This window comes from Eikenella sp. Marseille-P7795 (genome assembly GCF_916618725.1).
In the GTDB taxonomy this organism is placed as follows: Bacteria; Pseudomonadota; Gammaproteobacteria; order Burkholderiales; family Neisseriaceae; genus Eikenella; species Eikenella longinqua.
On the sequence record NZ_CAKAJZ010000001.1, the window covers coordinates 515605 to 530004 of the forward strand.

General features: G+C 58.3%; 14 protein-coding genes and 1 tRNA gene. 11 read left to right on the plus strand and 4 right to left on the minus strand.

The window, feature by feature from the left end:
- The first annotated feature begins 326 nt into the window (after window positions 1-326).
- The 4 genes from hpaR to gnd all read left to right on the plus strand — a co-directional run bounded on the left by hpaR (window position 327) and on the right by gnd (window position 5465).
- A complete protein-coding gene (hpaR, locus tag LG371_RS02625) occupies window positions 327-773 on the plus strand; it encodes a homoprotocatechuate degradation operon regulator HpaR (protein WP_067589544.1) in 447 nt (148 codons plus the stop codon).
- Window positions 774-922: 149 nt separating this feature from the next.
- Window positions 923-1720 carry a phosphatidate cytidylyltransferase gene (locus LG371_RS02630; RefSeq protein WP_067589547.1) on the plus strand — a complete coding sequence of 266 codons (798 nt, stop codon included), beginning with the start codon at window positions 923-925 and terminating at the stop codon, window positions 1718-1720.
- 140 nt (window positions 1721-1860) lie between these two features.
- The gene (locus LG371_RS02635; protein WP_225747665.1) at window positions 1861-3729 is read left to right on the plus strand and encodes a ribonuclease catalytic domain-containing protein; all 1869 of its coding nucleotides are present in this window, start codon (window positions 1861-1863) and stop codon (window positions 3727-3729) included.
- 266 nt (window positions 3730-3995) lie between these two features.
- Complete coding sequence (gene gnd, locus LG371_RS02640) at window positions 3996-5465, plus strand: decarboxylating NADP(+)-dependent phosphogluconate dehydrogenase (RefSeq protein WP_225747666.1); 1470 nt, start codon at window positions 3996-3998, stop codon at window positions 5463-5465.
- 79 nt (window positions 5466-5544) lie between these two features.
- Here the strand turns inward: gnd and LG371_RS02645 are convergent, their stop codons facing one another.
- Window positions 5545-6726, minus strand: a complete 1182-nt coding sequence (locus LG371_RS02645; RefSeq protein WP_225747667.1) for a phosphoglycerate kinase — start codon at window positions 6724-6726, stop codon at window positions 5545-5547.
- A 263-nt stretch (window positions 6727-6989) separates the two neighbouring features.
- Between LG371_RS02645 and hslV the strand changes: the two genes are divergently transcribed.
- On the plus strand, window positions 6990-7523 hold the full coding sequence (hslV, locus tag LG371_RS02650; RefSeq protein WP_225747668.1) for an ATP-dependent protease subunit HslV: 534 nt from the start codon (window positions 6990-6992) through the stop codon (window positions 7521-7523).
- 84 nt (window positions 7524-7607) lie between these two features.
- Here the strand turns inward: hslV and LG371_RS02655 are convergent, their stop codons facing one another.
- The 3 genes from LG371_RS02655 to LG371_RS02665 all read right to left on the minus strand — a co-directional run bounded on the left by LG371_RS02655 (window position 7608) and on the right by LG371_RS02665 (window position 9507).
- Window positions 7608-7751, minus strand: a complete 144-nt coding sequence (locus LG371_RS02655; protein ID WP_225747669.1) for a hypothetical protein — start codon at window positions 7749-7751, stop codon at window positions 7608-7610.
- 92 nt (window positions 7752-7843) lie between these two features.
- Window positions 7844-8893: a hypothetical protein gene (locus LG371_RS02660; protein WP_225747670.1), complete on the minus strand. Its 1050-nt coding sequence runs from the start codon at window positions 8891-8893 to the stop codon at window positions 7844-7846.
- The gene (locus tag LG371_RS02665) at window positions 8893-9507 is read right to left on the minus strand and encodes a hypothetical protein (RefSeq protein ID WP_225747671.1); all 615 of its coding nucleotides are present in this window, start codon (window positions 9505-9507) and stop codon (window positions 8893-8895) included. The genes LG371_RS02660 and LG371_RS02665 overlap by 1 nt, the downstream gene beginning before the upstream one ends.
- Before the next feature lie 102 nt (window positions 9508-9609).
- Here LG371_RS02665 and LG371_RS02670 point away from each other — a divergent pair, with 102 nt between their 5' ends.
- From LG371_RS02670 to LG371_RS02695, 6 genes are all read left to right on the plus strand, one after another.
- Entirely contained in the window at window positions 9610-10101 is a 492-nt protein-coding gene (locus LG371_RS02670; protein ID WP_225747742.1) for a tyrosine-type recombinase/integrase, read from the plus strand.
- Window positions 10102-10251: 150 nt separating this feature from the next.
- A complete protein-coding gene (gene lpxB, locus LG371_RS02675) occupies window positions 10252-11409 on the plus strand; it encodes a lipid-A-disaccharide synthase (RefSeq protein WP_225747672.1) in 1158 nt (385 codons plus the stop codon).
- Window positions 11406-11990, plus strand: coding sequence for a ribonuclease HII (gene rnhB, locus LG371_RS02680; RefSeq protein ID WP_225747673.1), 585 nt, complete (start codon window positions 11406-11408; stop codon window positions 11988-11990). Before lpxB ends, rnhB begins: the two co-directional genes overlap by 4 nt.
- Before the next feature lie 319 nt (window positions 11991-12309).
- Window positions 12310-12394, plus strand: a tRNA-Leu gene (locus LG371_RS02685).
- Window positions 12395-12617: 223 nt separating this feature from the next.
- Window positions 12618-13703: an integrase arm-type DNA-binding domain-containing protein gene (locus LG371_RS02690; protein WP_225747674.1), complete on the plus strand. Its 1086-nt coding sequence runs from the start codon at window positions 12618-12620 to the stop codon at window positions 13701-13703.
- Between the two features lie 31 nt (window positions 13704-13734).
- Window positions 13735-14223, plus strand: coding sequence for a KilA-N domain-containing protein (locus tag LG371_RS02695; RefSeq protein ID WP_255593062.1), 489 nt, complete (start codon window positions 13735-13737; stop codon window positions 14221-14223).
- Window positions 14224-14400 lie beyond the last annotated feature (177 nt).

The following is a 14400-nucleotide window of genomic DNA, read 5'->3' on the forward strand; positions in this document are numbered from 1 at the left end:
TAAATGGCAAAAGCCAGCGGCTGCCGGCAAACCGACTTGACGCTGCCCATGTCAAACATTATCTTAATAACGATAGCCCGTTAAAAACAGACCGCTGCCGGGTATCGTCTGTTTCCATTCCGCCAAACCGTTGCGCCTTATCCAACAGCAGATTTGCCTAAGCGTATCAAAAAATTGATTTTCATCAAAACACACTATCGCCCGTATATTATGGATTTACAATATATAATAAACTGAAACAATATCCTGTTGTTAATAAGGGATTGACCCAAACCACAATAACAATTGTTGCAGTCATTTTAATCAGTATGAGGGAGGAGCCCGCTATGATCCACCATTCCAAACACTCATCTTTAAACATCGCGCTCATTCAGGCGCGCGAAGCCCTGATGACGCATTTTCGGCCGCTGCTCAACGAAATCGGCCTCACCGACCAGCAATGGCGCATCCTGCGCCTTTTGGCCGAAAACGGCACCATGGATTTCCAAGACCTCGCCCGCAGCGCCTGCATCCTGCGCCCCAGCCTCACCGGCATCCTCACCCGGCTGGAAAAAATGAAACTCGTAGTACGCCTGCGCCCGGCCAACGACCACCGCCGTGTGTTCCTTAAGCTCACCGAGCAGGGCGAAAACACCTACAACGATTTTGTCAGCCAAATCGATTCCTGCTACGACAATATCGAAAAACAGCTCTCCAAAGAAAAACTCGCCCAGCTGCACGAGCTCTTGCACGAGCTGGCCAAAACCCATGTCGCCACCATGGCGCGCATGTAGGCCTACAGCCAACGCCCAAAGGCTACCTGAAAACCCAATTCCGGTTTTCAGGTAGCCTCTGTCTTTATCCGCAACGTATTTGGCCAATTGCCTATATAATGCCGCCGATTGCCCGCCTCACACAAAAGGCTACCTGAAAAAGGAACACCATGCTCAAACAACGAATCCTCACCGCCCTGGTTTTGCTGCCGCTGATGCTCGGCATGCTGTTTGCCGCCGGCCCCGGCCTGTGGGCATTGTTCACCGGCCTGATGGCGCTGCTGGCGCTGTGGGAATACAGCCGCTTGTGCGCCATGCCGGAAAGCATGCAGCGCCCTTATCTAGCCGGCACCGCGCTGTTTATGCTGATTGCCTGGAGCGGCGGCTGGCAGCTGCCGCCCGCGGCCTGGGCGGCCGTGCTCGTGTTCTGGCTGGCCGGCATGCCCGTCTGGCTGCATTTCAAATGGCGTTTGCAGGCCGATTGGAAAGGCATGGCCACCGGCTGGCTGCTGATGCTGCCCTTCTGGTTTGCCCTGCTCGAGCTGCGGCCAAACAGCCAATCCGCGCTGCACCTGTTGGCCGTGATGATGCTGGTGTGGCTCGCCGACGTGTTTGCCTATGTGTTCGGCCGGCTGTGGGGAAAACACAAGCTCGCCCCCGCCATCAGCCCCGGCAAAAGCTGGGAAGGCGTGGCCGGCGGGCTGCTAAGTGTGCTGCTGTATGCCAGCATCGCCCGCGCCGCCGGCTGGTTCGGCTTCCATCTTTCCTGGCCAAGCATGATGCTCACCGCCACCGTGCTCACCTTCGTGGGCATTGGCGGCGACCTCTTGGAGAGCTGGTTTAAACGCGCCGCCGGCGTGAAAGACAGCAGCAATCTCCTGCCCGGCCACGGCGGCGTGTTCGACCGCGTAGATTCGCTGCTGGCCGTGCTCAGCGTGTATGCCGCCATCAGCGCATTGTTCGGCTGAAGCTGTTCGACAAGATTGGAGGCTACCTGAAAAATTTTTTCGCTAAGTTTTCAGGTAGCCCTTTCTTTCCTTATGCTAAAATCCGCCCTCTTTCCCAATCCACGCCTCCGGCCGCGCGCCGGAAAAATTTCCCCCGTTAAATGAACATATTCTACGAAGAAAGCGGCCAATTTAAAGTAGCCGCCGTCGTGCAGAAAAACGACAGCACCTACCAAGCCACCACCCAGCACGGCAAACGCGCCAAAATCAAAGCCAACAACGTCTTCGTCGAATTCACCGAGCCGCTGGAGAGCTTCCTCGAGCGCGCACAAAACGAAGCCGCGCAAATCGACACCGATTTGCTGTGGGAATTCTGCGGCGAAGAAGAATTCACCGCCCAAAGCATCGCCGCTGACTACTTCGGCCACGCCCCCGGCCAACACGAGCTCGCCGCCACCCTGATTGCGCTCTACGCCGCACCGATGTATTTCTACAAAAAAGGCAAAGGCGTGTTCAAAGCCGCGCCGGAAGACACCCTCAAGCAGGCGCTGGCCGCCATCGAGCGCAAAAAACAGCAAGAAGCGCAGATTGAAGCCTGGGTGGCCGAGCTGCGGCAACAGCGCCTGCCTGCCGAAATCGCCGCCGATTTGACCACCATCCTGCACAACCCCGACAAACAGTCGCTCATCTACAAAGCTTTCAATAAAGCCGCCGCCGAGCTGAAAATTTCCGCTTATCAATTAGCCAAACAAACCGGCGGCGTCGCCTCCCTGCCGCAATACCTGCTCGACGGCTTCTGCTGCAAACATTTCCCAAACGGCACCGCCGCGCCCAGCACCGCCGTACCCGCCGTGGGCGAGCTGCCCGCCACCGCTGCCGATATTGTCGCCTTCTCCATCGACGACGAAGACACCAGCGAAATCGACGACGCGCTTTCCGTGCAAGACCTGCCGAACGGCAATAAACGGGTCGGCATCCATATCGCCGTGCCCACCCTGGCCATCGCCGAAAACAGCCCGGTGGAAAACCTGATCAAACAACGGCAAAGCACCGCCTACTACCCCGGCGGCAAAATCACCATGCTGCCGGAAAACTGGATTCAGGCCTTCAGCCTTGATGAAGGCAGGCGGCCGGTGTTGAGCCTGTATGTGGAAGTGGGCGCAGATTTTCAGGTAGCCTCCACGCCGCACACCTGCCTCGAACACCTCAACATTAGCCACAACCTGCGCATCCAACACATCGAGCCACATTTCAACGCCGATACCGGCCTTTCCGACAGCGATCCGGTGCAGTTCCCCTGCCAGCCGCAGTTGCGCTGGCTCTACCGCTTCGCCATCGAACGGCAAAAACAGCGCGACCGCTACGAAGCAGACCGCGCCCCGCAATACGACTACGGCATTGAGTTTGAAGCCGATGGCAAAGTGCACATCAGCCGGCGCGAACGCGGCTCGCCCATCGATACCCTGGTATCGGAAATGATGATTCTGGCCAACAGCACCTGGGCCGCACAGCTCGATCAAAACGGCCTGCCCGGCCTGTTCCGCGTGCAAACCAGCGGCAAAGTGCGCATGAGCACCCAATCCGAGCCGCACATCGGCATGAACGTGGCGCACTACGGCTGGTTCACCTCGCCGCTGCGCCGCGCCGCCGACTGCATCAACCAGCGCCAGCTGCTCAGCCTGATCGAACCCGAACTGCCGCCGCGTTTCCAAAAAAACGACAGCGAGCTGTTTGCCGCCCTGCGCGATTTCGATGCCGCCTACACCGCCTACGCCGATTTCCAGCGCCAAATGGAAGCCTATTGGAGCCTGGTGTATATGCAGCAGGAAAACCTGCGCGAGCTGAACGCGATGCTGCTGAAGGAAGATTTGGTGCGCATCGAAGGGCTGCCGCTGGTTGCTCGGGTGCACGGCGTGCCGATCGATATTCCGCCGAAAATCCGCGTCAAACTGGCCGTGAGCCAGCTCGATTCCGAGCAGCAGCTGGTGGAACTGAAATACTTAAACGTGTTGCCGCCGGAGGCTACCTGAAAAATAAAACCAGCCAACCAGCAGCCATTGCCCACATCGCAGAGTAGAAAACCCGGGCAATCTGCAAACTTACCCACAAAGTAGCGGCAGGCTGCAAAAGTTTTCCACACCTCCCCACAAGCAAAGCGCCTACCGGCCAACACCTTGGATTGGATCTAATTAATTGTTTAATTGATATTTCATCCCTTATCCACGGCAAAACAGGCACTACATCTTCATAACCAAATAAAAATATTCATTCAATTAACAGTAAAAGCGAAACCATCATGCAAAATCCTGCAAACCTACCCCGAAGCGACATCGCGGTTATCGGATTGGCCGTTATGGGTCAAAACCTGATTCTCAATATGAACGCTCACGGTTTTACCGTGAGCGCCTACAACCGCACGGCAGCCAAAACCGAGCAGTTCCTCAACAGCGTAGCCAAGGGCACCAATATTATCGGTGCTTATAGCCTGCCGGAATTACTTGCCCAGCTGAAACGGCCGCGCAAAATCATGCTGATGGTGCAGGCTGGGCGGGCGGTGGACGAGCTGATCGGCCAACTGCTGCCGCTGTTGGAGCCGGGCGACATCATTATCGACGGCGGTAATGCCAACTATCCCGACAGCGAACGGCGCACGGCCGAATTGGCGGCACAAGGCATTTTGTTTGTGGGCACCGGCATTTCCGGCGGCGAGGAAGGCGCGCGCCACGGCCCTTCAGTGATGCCTGGCGGCAATCCCGAAGCCTGGCCAGCGGTGAAACCGATTTTGCAGGCAGTGGCCGCCAAAACGGCAGAGGGCGAAGTGTGTTGCGACTGGGTGGGCAAAAACGGCGCTGGCCATTTTGTGAAAACGGTGCACAACGGCATCGAATACGGCGATATGCAGCTGATTTGTGAGGCTTATCAGTTTATGAAAGACGGCCTCGGTATGAGCCACGCCGAAATGCAGGCCGCGTTTGCCGCTTGGAACCAAACCGAGCTCGACAGCTATCTGATTCAAATCACCGCCGACATCTTGGGCGTGAACGATGCCGACGGAACGCCCTTGGTGGAAAAAATCCTCGACCGTGCCGGCCAAAAAGGCACCGGCAAGTGGACCGGCATCAACGCGCTGGATTTGGGCACGCCGCTCACGCTGATTACCGAAGCCGTGTTTGCCCGTTGCATTTCCGCCCTGAAAGAACAGCGCGTGCAGGCCGAAGCCGCGTTTGGGCATAAGATCGAGCCCATCGCGGGCGAACGCGCAGAATGGCTCGAAGCCTTGCGCCAGGCGCTGCTGGCTTCCAAAATTATTTCCTATGCCCAAGGCTTTATGCTGATGCGCCAGGCCAGCGAGCATTTCGGCTGGGATTTGAACTATGGCAAAACCACCCTGCTGTGGCGCGAAGGCTGCATCATCCGCAGCGCGTTTTTGGGCAACATCCGCGATGCCTATGCCGCCAATCCCGATTTGGTATTCTTGGGCAGCGATAGCTATTTTAAACAATTGCTGCAACAAGCCTTGCCCGGTTGGCGCAAAGTGGCCGCCGCCGCCATGCAGCACGGCCTGCCCATGCCCTGCACCGTATCCGCATTGTCATTCCTCGACAGCTACACCTGTGGCCGCCTGCCCGCCAACCTGCTTCAGGCGCAGCGCGACTACTTCGGCGCCCACACCTACGAGCGCACCGACCGCTCGGTCGGCGAATTTTTCCACACCGATTGGACCGGGCGCGGCGGCGACGTATCCGCCGGGCGTTATGAGGTATAACGAATCGGCATGAAAGAGGCTACCTGAAAAGTTGCAATCGGTTTCAGGTAGCCTCTTTCTATTTCAATTTAATCTGCTGTCAGCCTGCCGCCCGTTTTTCCAACACAGCCACACCGGGCAGCTGTTTGCCTTCCAGAAATTCCAGGAAAGCGCCGCCGCCGGTGGAGATGTAGCTGATTTTATCGGCGATGCCGAATTGGGCAATGGCCGCCAGTGTGTCGCCGCCGCCGGCAATGGAGAAGGCGCGGCTCTCGGCAATGGCTTCGGCCATCACGCGCGTGCCCTCAGCGAAACGTTCAAATTCAAACACGCCCACCGGGCCGTTCCACACAATCGTGCCGGCTTCGCGCAGCAGCGCGGCCAGCTTGGCGGCCGATTTGGGGCCGATGTCAAGGATCATGTCGTCTGCGGCCACATCGGCCACGGCCTTGGTTTCGGCTGCGACATCGGCAGCAAAGGCTTTGGCGCACACCACATCTTCCGGCAGCGGCACGGCGCCGCCTTTGGCCGCCATTTTTTCGGCCACGGTACGCGCTTCGGCGGTCAAGTCGGCTTCGGCCAGTGAGTTGCCGATGGGCTCTCCGGCGGCAAGCAGGAAGGTGTTAGCGATGCCGCCGCCCACGATGAGCTGGTCTACCTTATCGGCCAGGCTGTTGAGGATGGTGAGCTTGGTGGAAACTTTGCTGCCGGCCACAATCGCCACCAGCGGGCGGGCGGGCTCTTTCAACGCCTTGCCCAGCGCGTCGAGCTCGGCGGAGAGCAGGATGCCGGCACAGGCCAGCGGCGCGGCTTCGGCCACGGCCACCAGCGAGGCTTCGGCGCGGTGAGCGGTGCCGAAGGCGTCGTTCACATAAATGTCGCACAGCGCGGCATAGGCTTGGCCGAGCTCGGCGTTGTTTTTCTTCTCGCCTTTGTTCACGCGCACGTTTTGCAGCATCACCAATTCGCCGGGCTGCGGGCGCGGGGGGTGTTCCCGCCAGTCGCTGCTCACGGGCACGGAGAGGCCGAGCAGGCTGCCCAGGTGCGCGGCCACGGGAGCCAGGTCGTCTTCGGGCTTGAATTCGCCTTCGGTGGGGCGGCCGAGGTGGCTCATCAGGATGACGGCGGCACCGTTTTCCAGGCAGTAGCGCACGGAGGCGAGCGAGGCGCGGATGCGGGTGTCGTCGCCGATTTTGCCGTCTTTAATCGGCACGTTGAGGTCGGCGCGGATGAGCACGGTTTTGCCGCGCACGTTTTGTTCGGTGAGCTTGAGGAAGCGCATGGTTTCTTTCTTTTCTTTCAGTTGTTTGGTGGGAAAAATCCGGCGGCTTGGGCGGCCGCGGGAAGCGTGGGCATTATCTTATAAACGCTTAGGAGGCGCAAACAGGCGGTGGGGTTTTAACTGCGTTGAAAGCGAAGCTAAAAATATCCACCGCATTTTCAGGTAGCCTCTTCGCATGCCGCCTGATGGGGTTTGGCAAATTGAAATCCGCGCCGCCGCCCTAATCTGCCGGCTCATGTTCACCGTTTCATAAAGGAAGCACCATGCAGCAATTCGACGGCACCACTATCGTTTCCGTGCGGCGCGGCCGCGAAATCGCCATCGGCAGCGACGGCCAGGTTAGCCTAGGCAACACCATCATCAAAGCCACTGCGCGAAAAGTGCGCAAACTGTATAACAACACTGTGCTGGCCGGGTTTGCCGGCGGCACGGCCGATGCCTTCACCTTAATCGAGCTTTTCGAAGCCAAATTGCAGAAACACCAGGGGCGGCTCACCGTGTCGGCCATCGAGCTGGCCAAAGAATGGCGCACCGACCGCGCCTTGCGCCGCCTGGAAGCCATGCTGATTGTGGCCGACAAAGACAACACCCTCATCATCACCGGCAACGGCGACGTGCTCGAGCCGGAAGGCGGCATCGCGGCCATCGGCAGCGGCGGCGCCTTCGCCCAGGCCGCGGCCAAAGCGCTGGTGGAAAACACCGAGCTGCCGCCCGCCACCGTGGTGAAGAAGGCGCTGGAAATCGCCGGTGGCATCTGCATCTACACCAACGACCAGCATACGGTGGAAACGCTGTAAACAGCATGGCGGCAAAATAAAGGCTACTTGAAAACGGACAACTGTTTTTCAGGTAGCCTTTTGCCGTGCGGGCGATGGGCGGGATTATTTGGCGTAATGGCGCAACATCAGCTCAATCCCTTCCGCACCAAACTCTTCGTACAAAAAAGAATCTTCGTTTTTCAGCGCCTGCTGCAACTGCTCGATGCTGGCAAACCAGCCTTTATCAATCAAATTAAACAAAGACAAAGCCTGCTCGTTTCCGCTGTTGAACGCAAACACCCCCCAATCCACCGGAAAATACTGCGCCGCGCACCAGCTCAAATCGGACGGGGCAAAGACTATGCCCGTAAAGTCGTATTGTCGGTCAGCTCCGCTGCGCTGCGGCTGAATTTCTCTGCCGGCTTAGCTGTCTCCGCTGTCGGTATTTCGTCTGCGTGGTCATCATCCGGCGCTTTATCGGATGGCTGGCTTCCTTCCATGCCCGCCCTATCAATCCGCCGCAACAGCTCGAACACCTCGCCATCGCCAAACTCCGCCTGCTGAATACCGAACGCCCGCGCCAGCACCGCCTGCAAGCGTTTGGCAAAGCGCGAGAAATAGCCCGCCAGCCCGCCGCGCATCGCCAGCGGCACGTTCACTTTGTATTTGCTCTCCAGCGCCGCATAGTCGCGGTTCTTCATGGCGGAATAAAGCTCCACCGCTGCCTCTTCCGTGGCGCTGTCCAGATTGATGGTTTCGCCCGCCGCCTTGCGTTGGCGCAGGATGGTTTGTGCCAACTGCTTGATGGTTGGGTTCAGCCGCGCCTGTTCCAGCACACCGCGCCATTGCTGCCAGCCAGCCACGTCAATTTTGCGGTGTCCCAGCTCGTGCCAGGCGGCAAACTGTGCCGTCCGCGCATTGGGCAGGTTGTCCGCAATCAGCGTGATGCGTTTGCTCTGCGGGTCATACCAGCCCTCCACCCCGCGCAAATCCTCTGCGCCGTTCGGGCGGCTGGCTTCCTCGGCAGTCCGCACGTCAATCAGCCGCATATTGTGCCGCCCCACCGCGCGTTCCACCTGCTGCCGGATTTCCGCCACCCGCTCCGGCGTGGCCGTGCTTGTGGTGTTGCGGGATGGGTTCACCGAAAGGCTGGGGTTGTTTTTCAGGTAGCCTTGCAGGTTCTTTTCGGTTAGAATCTTAGTACGGCTTGTGTTTAAATTAGGCAGGCGGGGCAATTGGAGCCCCGAACGTCCTAAGAATTCACGAGCCATTTCTTTGTTTACATAGTCAATGTTGCCGTTGCGCAAATCTCGTTCAATATCCCGCATTGCTTGGGATGGGTTGCCATCTTTCGCATATCCGTTCACCAGCACATGAATGCGCAGCGATTTATGGTCTGGCTCTACCACTAAATTGGTGCGCCATTAATCAGCTCGTTGGGGATAAAGACTAAGCGTTTATCATGTGTTCTTGACTTCAACACAGCAACCGGATTATCCAGCCATTCAGGCACAGCCTTCCATCGTTCCGCCGTCATCTCTGGATGGTTGGATTGATTGCGGACAACCTTCGATTCGTCAAGCTGCACAGGCATATCGCCGTAGCCCAGCATATCCAGCAAGTCAGAACGATTTAATACATTCACACCATGCAGATTGGCTGGCTTCCCTGCAAACAGCTCATCAATCCGCTGCTCGTATTGCTCCTGCGTGGATACGCTGCGGCTCAGCTTCGGCGCATCTTCCTCCGCTACTCTTCCGCCTTGTCCTCCGTCTCGCCCAGTTCCACCTTGGTTTTCGCCAGCGCCTGCTTCATCGCCTCGGCGGCCTGCGGGTTGCGGTTCAGTTTCTGAAACAGGCTCGCCAGCGGGTCGCTCGTCTGTCCGCTCGAAGAGTTGCCCGCTGTCTGCGTTTCGTCCGTGTTCTTGTTCGTAGTCATGTATCGTTCTTTCCAAAGGTTGCTGTTTGTCGGGTGCGGCCTGCTCGCCGAACACATCCTGCTGGTTCGGGTTGCCCTGCGCCATCTTTAACTATGCCAGAGAGCAGGGTTGGACAAGCAAAGAAAACCCCTGCCGCAACGTCAAGAAGCACAGCAAGAAGCGCCGTGAGGTTTATTTGAGGATTACCTGTATCAGGCCGTCTATCAGGCTGCCAGCCAGCAGATGCGTGATTTAATGGACATTGCCTACATCACCGGCCAGCGCCCTGTTGATATAGTCGGCATTCACAGCAGCCACATCCACGAAGGCATCCTGCATATCAGCCAACAGAAAACAGGTGCCAAACTGCGCTTTGAAATCAGCGGCAAGCTCAAAGAAATCATCGACCGCATCCACCAAGATAACGGCCACCTGTTCCTCAACAGCCACGGGAAACCACTGACCCGCGACTCTTTAGGCAGGCAGTTTCTAGAGTTGCGCAAAACCGTCATGCAGCAACGACCGGAACTAGCGGAAGAGCTGTCCAATTTCCAGTTTCGAGATTTGCGCGCCAAAGCCGCCACGGACATTTACCTGGCTGCCGACACCCGCAGCGCTTCCGACCAACTTGGCCACGCCTCTGAGCAGATGACCAAAACCTACATCCGGCGCGGTAAAATACTCAAGCCGCTAAAATAGAGTTTGCGGAACACCTCTAGAAATTGCGGAAATATAACGGCTGCCAAAAGATGAATTATGCTTATGCAGTATATGCTTATCTATGGCAGCCGTCTTGATGCTTGATTTTCGGTACAATACCGCATCTTTGTTTTCCGCCCGCTTCCCATCATGACCACCCCGTCCCCCCTCATCGCCCTCTGCGCCGGCGAAGCTTCCGGCGACCTGCTCGGCGCGCACCTCATCGACGCCCTGCGAGCGCGCTGCCCGCAGGCGCGGTTTATTGGCATCGGCGGCCCGCGCATGCAGGCGGCCGGGCTGGAAAGCCTGTTTGACCAGGAAACGCTGGCGGTGCGTGGCTATGCCGAAGTGTTGAAAAACCTGCCGGCGATTTGGCGCATCCGCAAAGGCCTGATTGCCGAAATGAAACGGCGGCGGCCGGCGGTGTTTGTGGGCATCGACGCGCCGGATTTCAACCTGGGCGTGGCCGCCGCGCTCAAGGCTGCGGGCATTCCCACGCTGCATTATGTGAGCCCGTCGGTGTGGGCGTGGCGGCGCGAACGGGTGCACACAATCGTGCGGCAGGCGGATGAAGTGCTGTGCCTGTTTCCGATGGAGCCGGAGCTATATCGGCAGGCCGGCGGGCGGGCGCGCTTCGTGGGGCACCCTTTGGCGCAAACCCTGCCGCTGGAATCCGACCGTGCCGCCGCCCGCCGCGGGCTGGGGCTACCTGAAAACCAGCCCGTGTTCGCCCTGCTGCCCGGCAGCCGCGTGAGCGAAATCGACTATATGGCGCCGCTGTTTCTGCAAACCGCGCAGCTGGTGTTGCGGCAGCTGCCCGATGCGCAGTTTCTGCTGCCCTACGCCACCGAAGCCACCCAAGCCCGCCTACAAGCCCTGCTCGCCGCCGAGCCCTACCGCGCATTGCCGCTGCGCCTGCTGGCGGGCGGCACGGCGCAGGCCTGCACCGCGGCGGATGCGGTGTTGGTAACCAGCGGCACGGCCACGCTGGAAGTGGCGCTGTGCAAGCGGCCGATGGTGATCAGCTACAAAATTTCGCCGCTCACCTATGCGCTGGTGAAACGCAAAATCAAAGTGCCCTATGTGGGGCTGCCCAATGTGCTGCTCGGCCGCGCCGCCGTGCCCGAGCTGCTGCAACACGACGCCGATCCCGCCAAGCTGGCCGCCGCGCTGCTGGATTGGTATCGCTCGCCGGAAAAAGTGGCCGCGCTGCAACGCGATTTCACCGAGCTGCACCACCTGTTGCGCAAAGACACCGCCGCCGAAGCCGCCGCCGCAGTATTGGCCGCTGCGGGGGTAAACCCATGATTTGGCAGGCCGGCGTGGACGAAGCCGGGCGCGGGCCGCTGGCCGGCAGCGTGTTTGCCGCCGCCGTGGTGCTGCCGTCGCAATACGATTTGCCCGGCCTCACCGATTCGAAAAAGCTCAGCGAACGCCGTCGCGACGAGCTGGCCGTGCTCATCAAGCAGCAGGCGCTGGCCTGGTGCGTGGCTTCCGCCTCGGTGGCCGAAATTGCCGATCTCAACATCCTGCATGCCACCATGCTGGCCATGTGCCGTGCCGTGCACGGGCTGGGTCGGCTACCTGAAAAAGCGTGGATAGATGGCAACCGCGTGCCGCCCGATTTGGGCTGCGAGGCCGAAGCCGTGGTGAAAGGCGACAGCAAAATCATCCAGATCTCCGCCGCCTCCGTGCTGGCCAAAACCGCGCGCGACGCGGAAATGTATGCCCTGGCCGAGCGATATCCGCAATACGGCTTCGAGCGCCACAAAGGCTACGGCACCGCCGAGCACCTTGCTGCCCTGCAACGCTACGGTGCCCTGCCGGAACACCGCAAAGATTTTGCGCCCGTACGGGAAATTTTGGCGCAGGGGCGGCTGTTTGAGTGAGCGGGCGCAGGAATTGAGGTGCACAATCAGCATGAGGTGCTGCTCATCATATTGATTCAAAATGGCAATATTTTTCAGGTAGCCCCTAAGGCAGATAGGCTACCTGAAAACCGTTTGCCTGCTATAGCGAATCAGCTTAACTTTTGCTACGGCGTGAACCCGCCTTGCCGTATCCTGTACTGTCTGTGGTTCGCTGCCTGGTATCGAAAGCCAATTTGATCCGCGATAAACGGCAAGCACGGCTTTTCGGCCTGCTTGCCGAAATTTTTCCCCCGAGCGTTGCCAAATCAGCGGATTACAGTATAATGCCGCCTTTCCCGCGGACGTGGCGAAATTGGTAGACGCACCAGATTTAGGTTCTGGCGCCGAGAGGTGTGAGAGTTCGAGTCTCTCCGTCCGCACCACATTTATGAAACAGCTCAATTTTTCGGGCTGTTTTTTTACGTCTAACGCTATCCAATGCAACCAGCTAAATCTAAGCCAGTAAAGGATTTCAGGCTGATTCAATCTATCCTTTTCCCTTCCCTATTCAGCTAATCCCGTCTAATGCCGTCTAATTGAATTGCCCCTTTTGCGGGGGTATGATTGGGGGTACCGTAAAAATACCCTCAAAAATATACCCCCAGAATGCCCCTAAACGACCGCCAAATCAAGAACGCAAAACCTACCAGCACAGGAAAGAAAGCCAAGCTGTTTGACGGCGGCGGCCTGTATCTGGAAATTACCCCGGCAGGCGGCAAAATCTTCCGCTTGAAATACCGTATCGACGGCAAGGAAAAAACGCTGACTATCGGCAAGTATCCCGCTGTCTCCCTCTCCGAAGCGCGGCAGGCTGCCGAGAATGCCCGCTCTCTGTTGGCACAGGGGCAAGACCCCGCCGCCGCCAAGCAACAGGCCAAACAGGAAAGGCGGGCGGCCTTACTGAATACCTTTGCCGCTCTTACCCGCCGCTGGCACGCCGACAACCTGCACCGCTGGAAGCCGAACCATGCGGGGCGCATCATGCGCTATTTTGAAACCGACGTTTTCCCGCTGATTGGGGAAATGCCGATTGACAGCATCACGGTAGGGCAAATCAAACAGGTTTTAGACCGCATTACAGCGCGGGGCGTGAGCAATACCGCCGAAAAAGTGAGGGAATGGACAGGCGCGGTTTTCGATTATGCGGCCATGCTGGAGATAACCGACCACAACCCCGCCCGCGCATTGCGCAAATACATTGCCAAGCAACCGGCCAAAAACCGGGCAGCCCTGCCGCGCGAAGAGCTGACGGAGTTTTACCGCCGCCTGATACTGGCCGACATCGAACCGGCGAACAAAACCGCCCTGCTGCTGATAATGCTGGTGTTTGTGCGCAATACCGAACTGCGCGGCGGGCAATGGGCGGAAGTGGATTTTTCAGCGGCGCAATGGGTAATCCCTGCCGAACGAATGAAGCACGAGAAGACCGCCCCCAAGCCACCACACACCGTGCCGCTTTCCGATTGGGCGCTGGAGCTGTTGCGCGAGCTGCACGGCCTGACCGGCAATACTCCCTATCTGTTCCCCAGCCGCACCAAACAAGACGGACATATCAGCGAAAACACGCTAGGCAAAATCATCAACGGCATGGGCTACAAAGGCATAGCCACCCCGCACGGTTTCCGTGCCTTAGCAAGCAGCATCCTGAACGAGCAGGGCTTTAGCCGAACAGCACGGCAAACGGCTGGATAACTTCTTCAGCCTGAAACGCACGCAGCAATACATTCAGGCCTTGGCTAGGCAGAAAGGTTTAATTCCCTGCGATTCAAGGGAATTAAAAACACCCTTCAACCCCGCCGACTATCCCGCCCTAATCCAAACCCGAAGGGGGCGATATAACAGCGGAACATGGCTGCATCCCGACCTGATGATATGTTTTGCCCGCTTTATCAGCTTGGATTTTGAAATATGGGTAGACCAAACCATCAAAGCCCTGCTGATAGACGGCAAAGACTGGCAGCCCGCACGCAAGGAAGCGGCAAATGGCTACCGCCTGATGAGCGAGGTTATCCATGAAACCTACATAGCCAACGGCAGGGCAGCCAGCCGTTTCAGCTACATGAACGAAGCACGGCGCATCAACCGGGCATTAACCGGCAAATGGGGCGGGCTAGACCGCAACAGCCTGACCACCGAACAACTGCGCACACTTCGGCGACTGCGGCCACGACCTGCCGCCCACCAGCCGCGCCCCCGACGACTGGAAGCGTAGGCACTACGAGCTAAGCCCCATCCCGCCGCTGAAACCGAATTGAGAGAGAATAAGAGAGTAGCCGCCAAACTGAATATCAGGAGATAAACCGACAGAGAGGCTACCTGAAAACCCGACACCAGCCGCCGTGCTGGTGTTTTTGCATTCCTAGGTAGTTCGGATTTATTCCCGAGCTTC

What these genes read in the sequence shown, in the direction of transcription:
- gnd (WP_225747666.1), top strand. Translation starts at nt 3,996, where the DNA reads ATGCAAAATCCTGCAAACCTACCCCGAAGCGACATCGCGGTTATCGGA.
- LG371_RS02630 (WP_067589547.1), top strand. Translation starts at nt 923, where the DNA reads ATGCTCAAACAACGAATCCTCACCGCCCTGGTTTTGCTGCCGCTGATG.
- LG371_RS02645 (WP_225747667.1), bottom strand. Translation starts at nt 6,726, where the DNA reads ATGCGCTTCCTCAAGCTCACCGAACAAAACGTGCGCGGCAAAACCGTG.
- hpaR (WP_067589544.1), top strand. Translation starts at nt 327, where the DNA reads ATGATCCACCATTCCAAACACTCATCTTTAAACATCGCGCTCATTCAG.
- LG371_RS02690 (WP_225747674.1), top strand. Translation starts at nt 12,618, where the DNA reads ATGCCCCTAAACGACCGCCAAATCAAGAACGCAAAACCTACCAGCACA.
- hslV (WP_225747668.1), top strand. Translation starts at nt 6,990, where the DNA reads ATGCAGCAATTCGACGGCACCACTATCGTTTCCGTGCGGCGCGGCCGC.
- LG371_RS02635 (WP_225747665.1), top strand. Translation starts at nt 1,861, where the DNA reads ATGAACATATTCTACGAAGAAAGCGGCCAATTTAAAGTAGCCGCCGTC.
- LG371_RS02665 (WP_225747671.1), bottom strand. Translation starts at nt 9,507, where the DNA reads ATGGCGCAGGGCAACCCGAACCAGCAGGATGTGTTCGGCGAGCAGGCC.
- lpxB (WP_225747672.1), top strand. Translation starts at nt 10,252, where the DNA reads ATGACCACCCCGTCCCCCCTCATCGCCCTCTGCGCCGGCGAAGCTTCC.
- rnhB (WP_225747673.1), top strand. Translation starts at nt 11,406, where the DNA reads ATGATTTGGCAGGCCGGCGTGGACGAAGCCGGGCGCGGGCCGCTGGCC.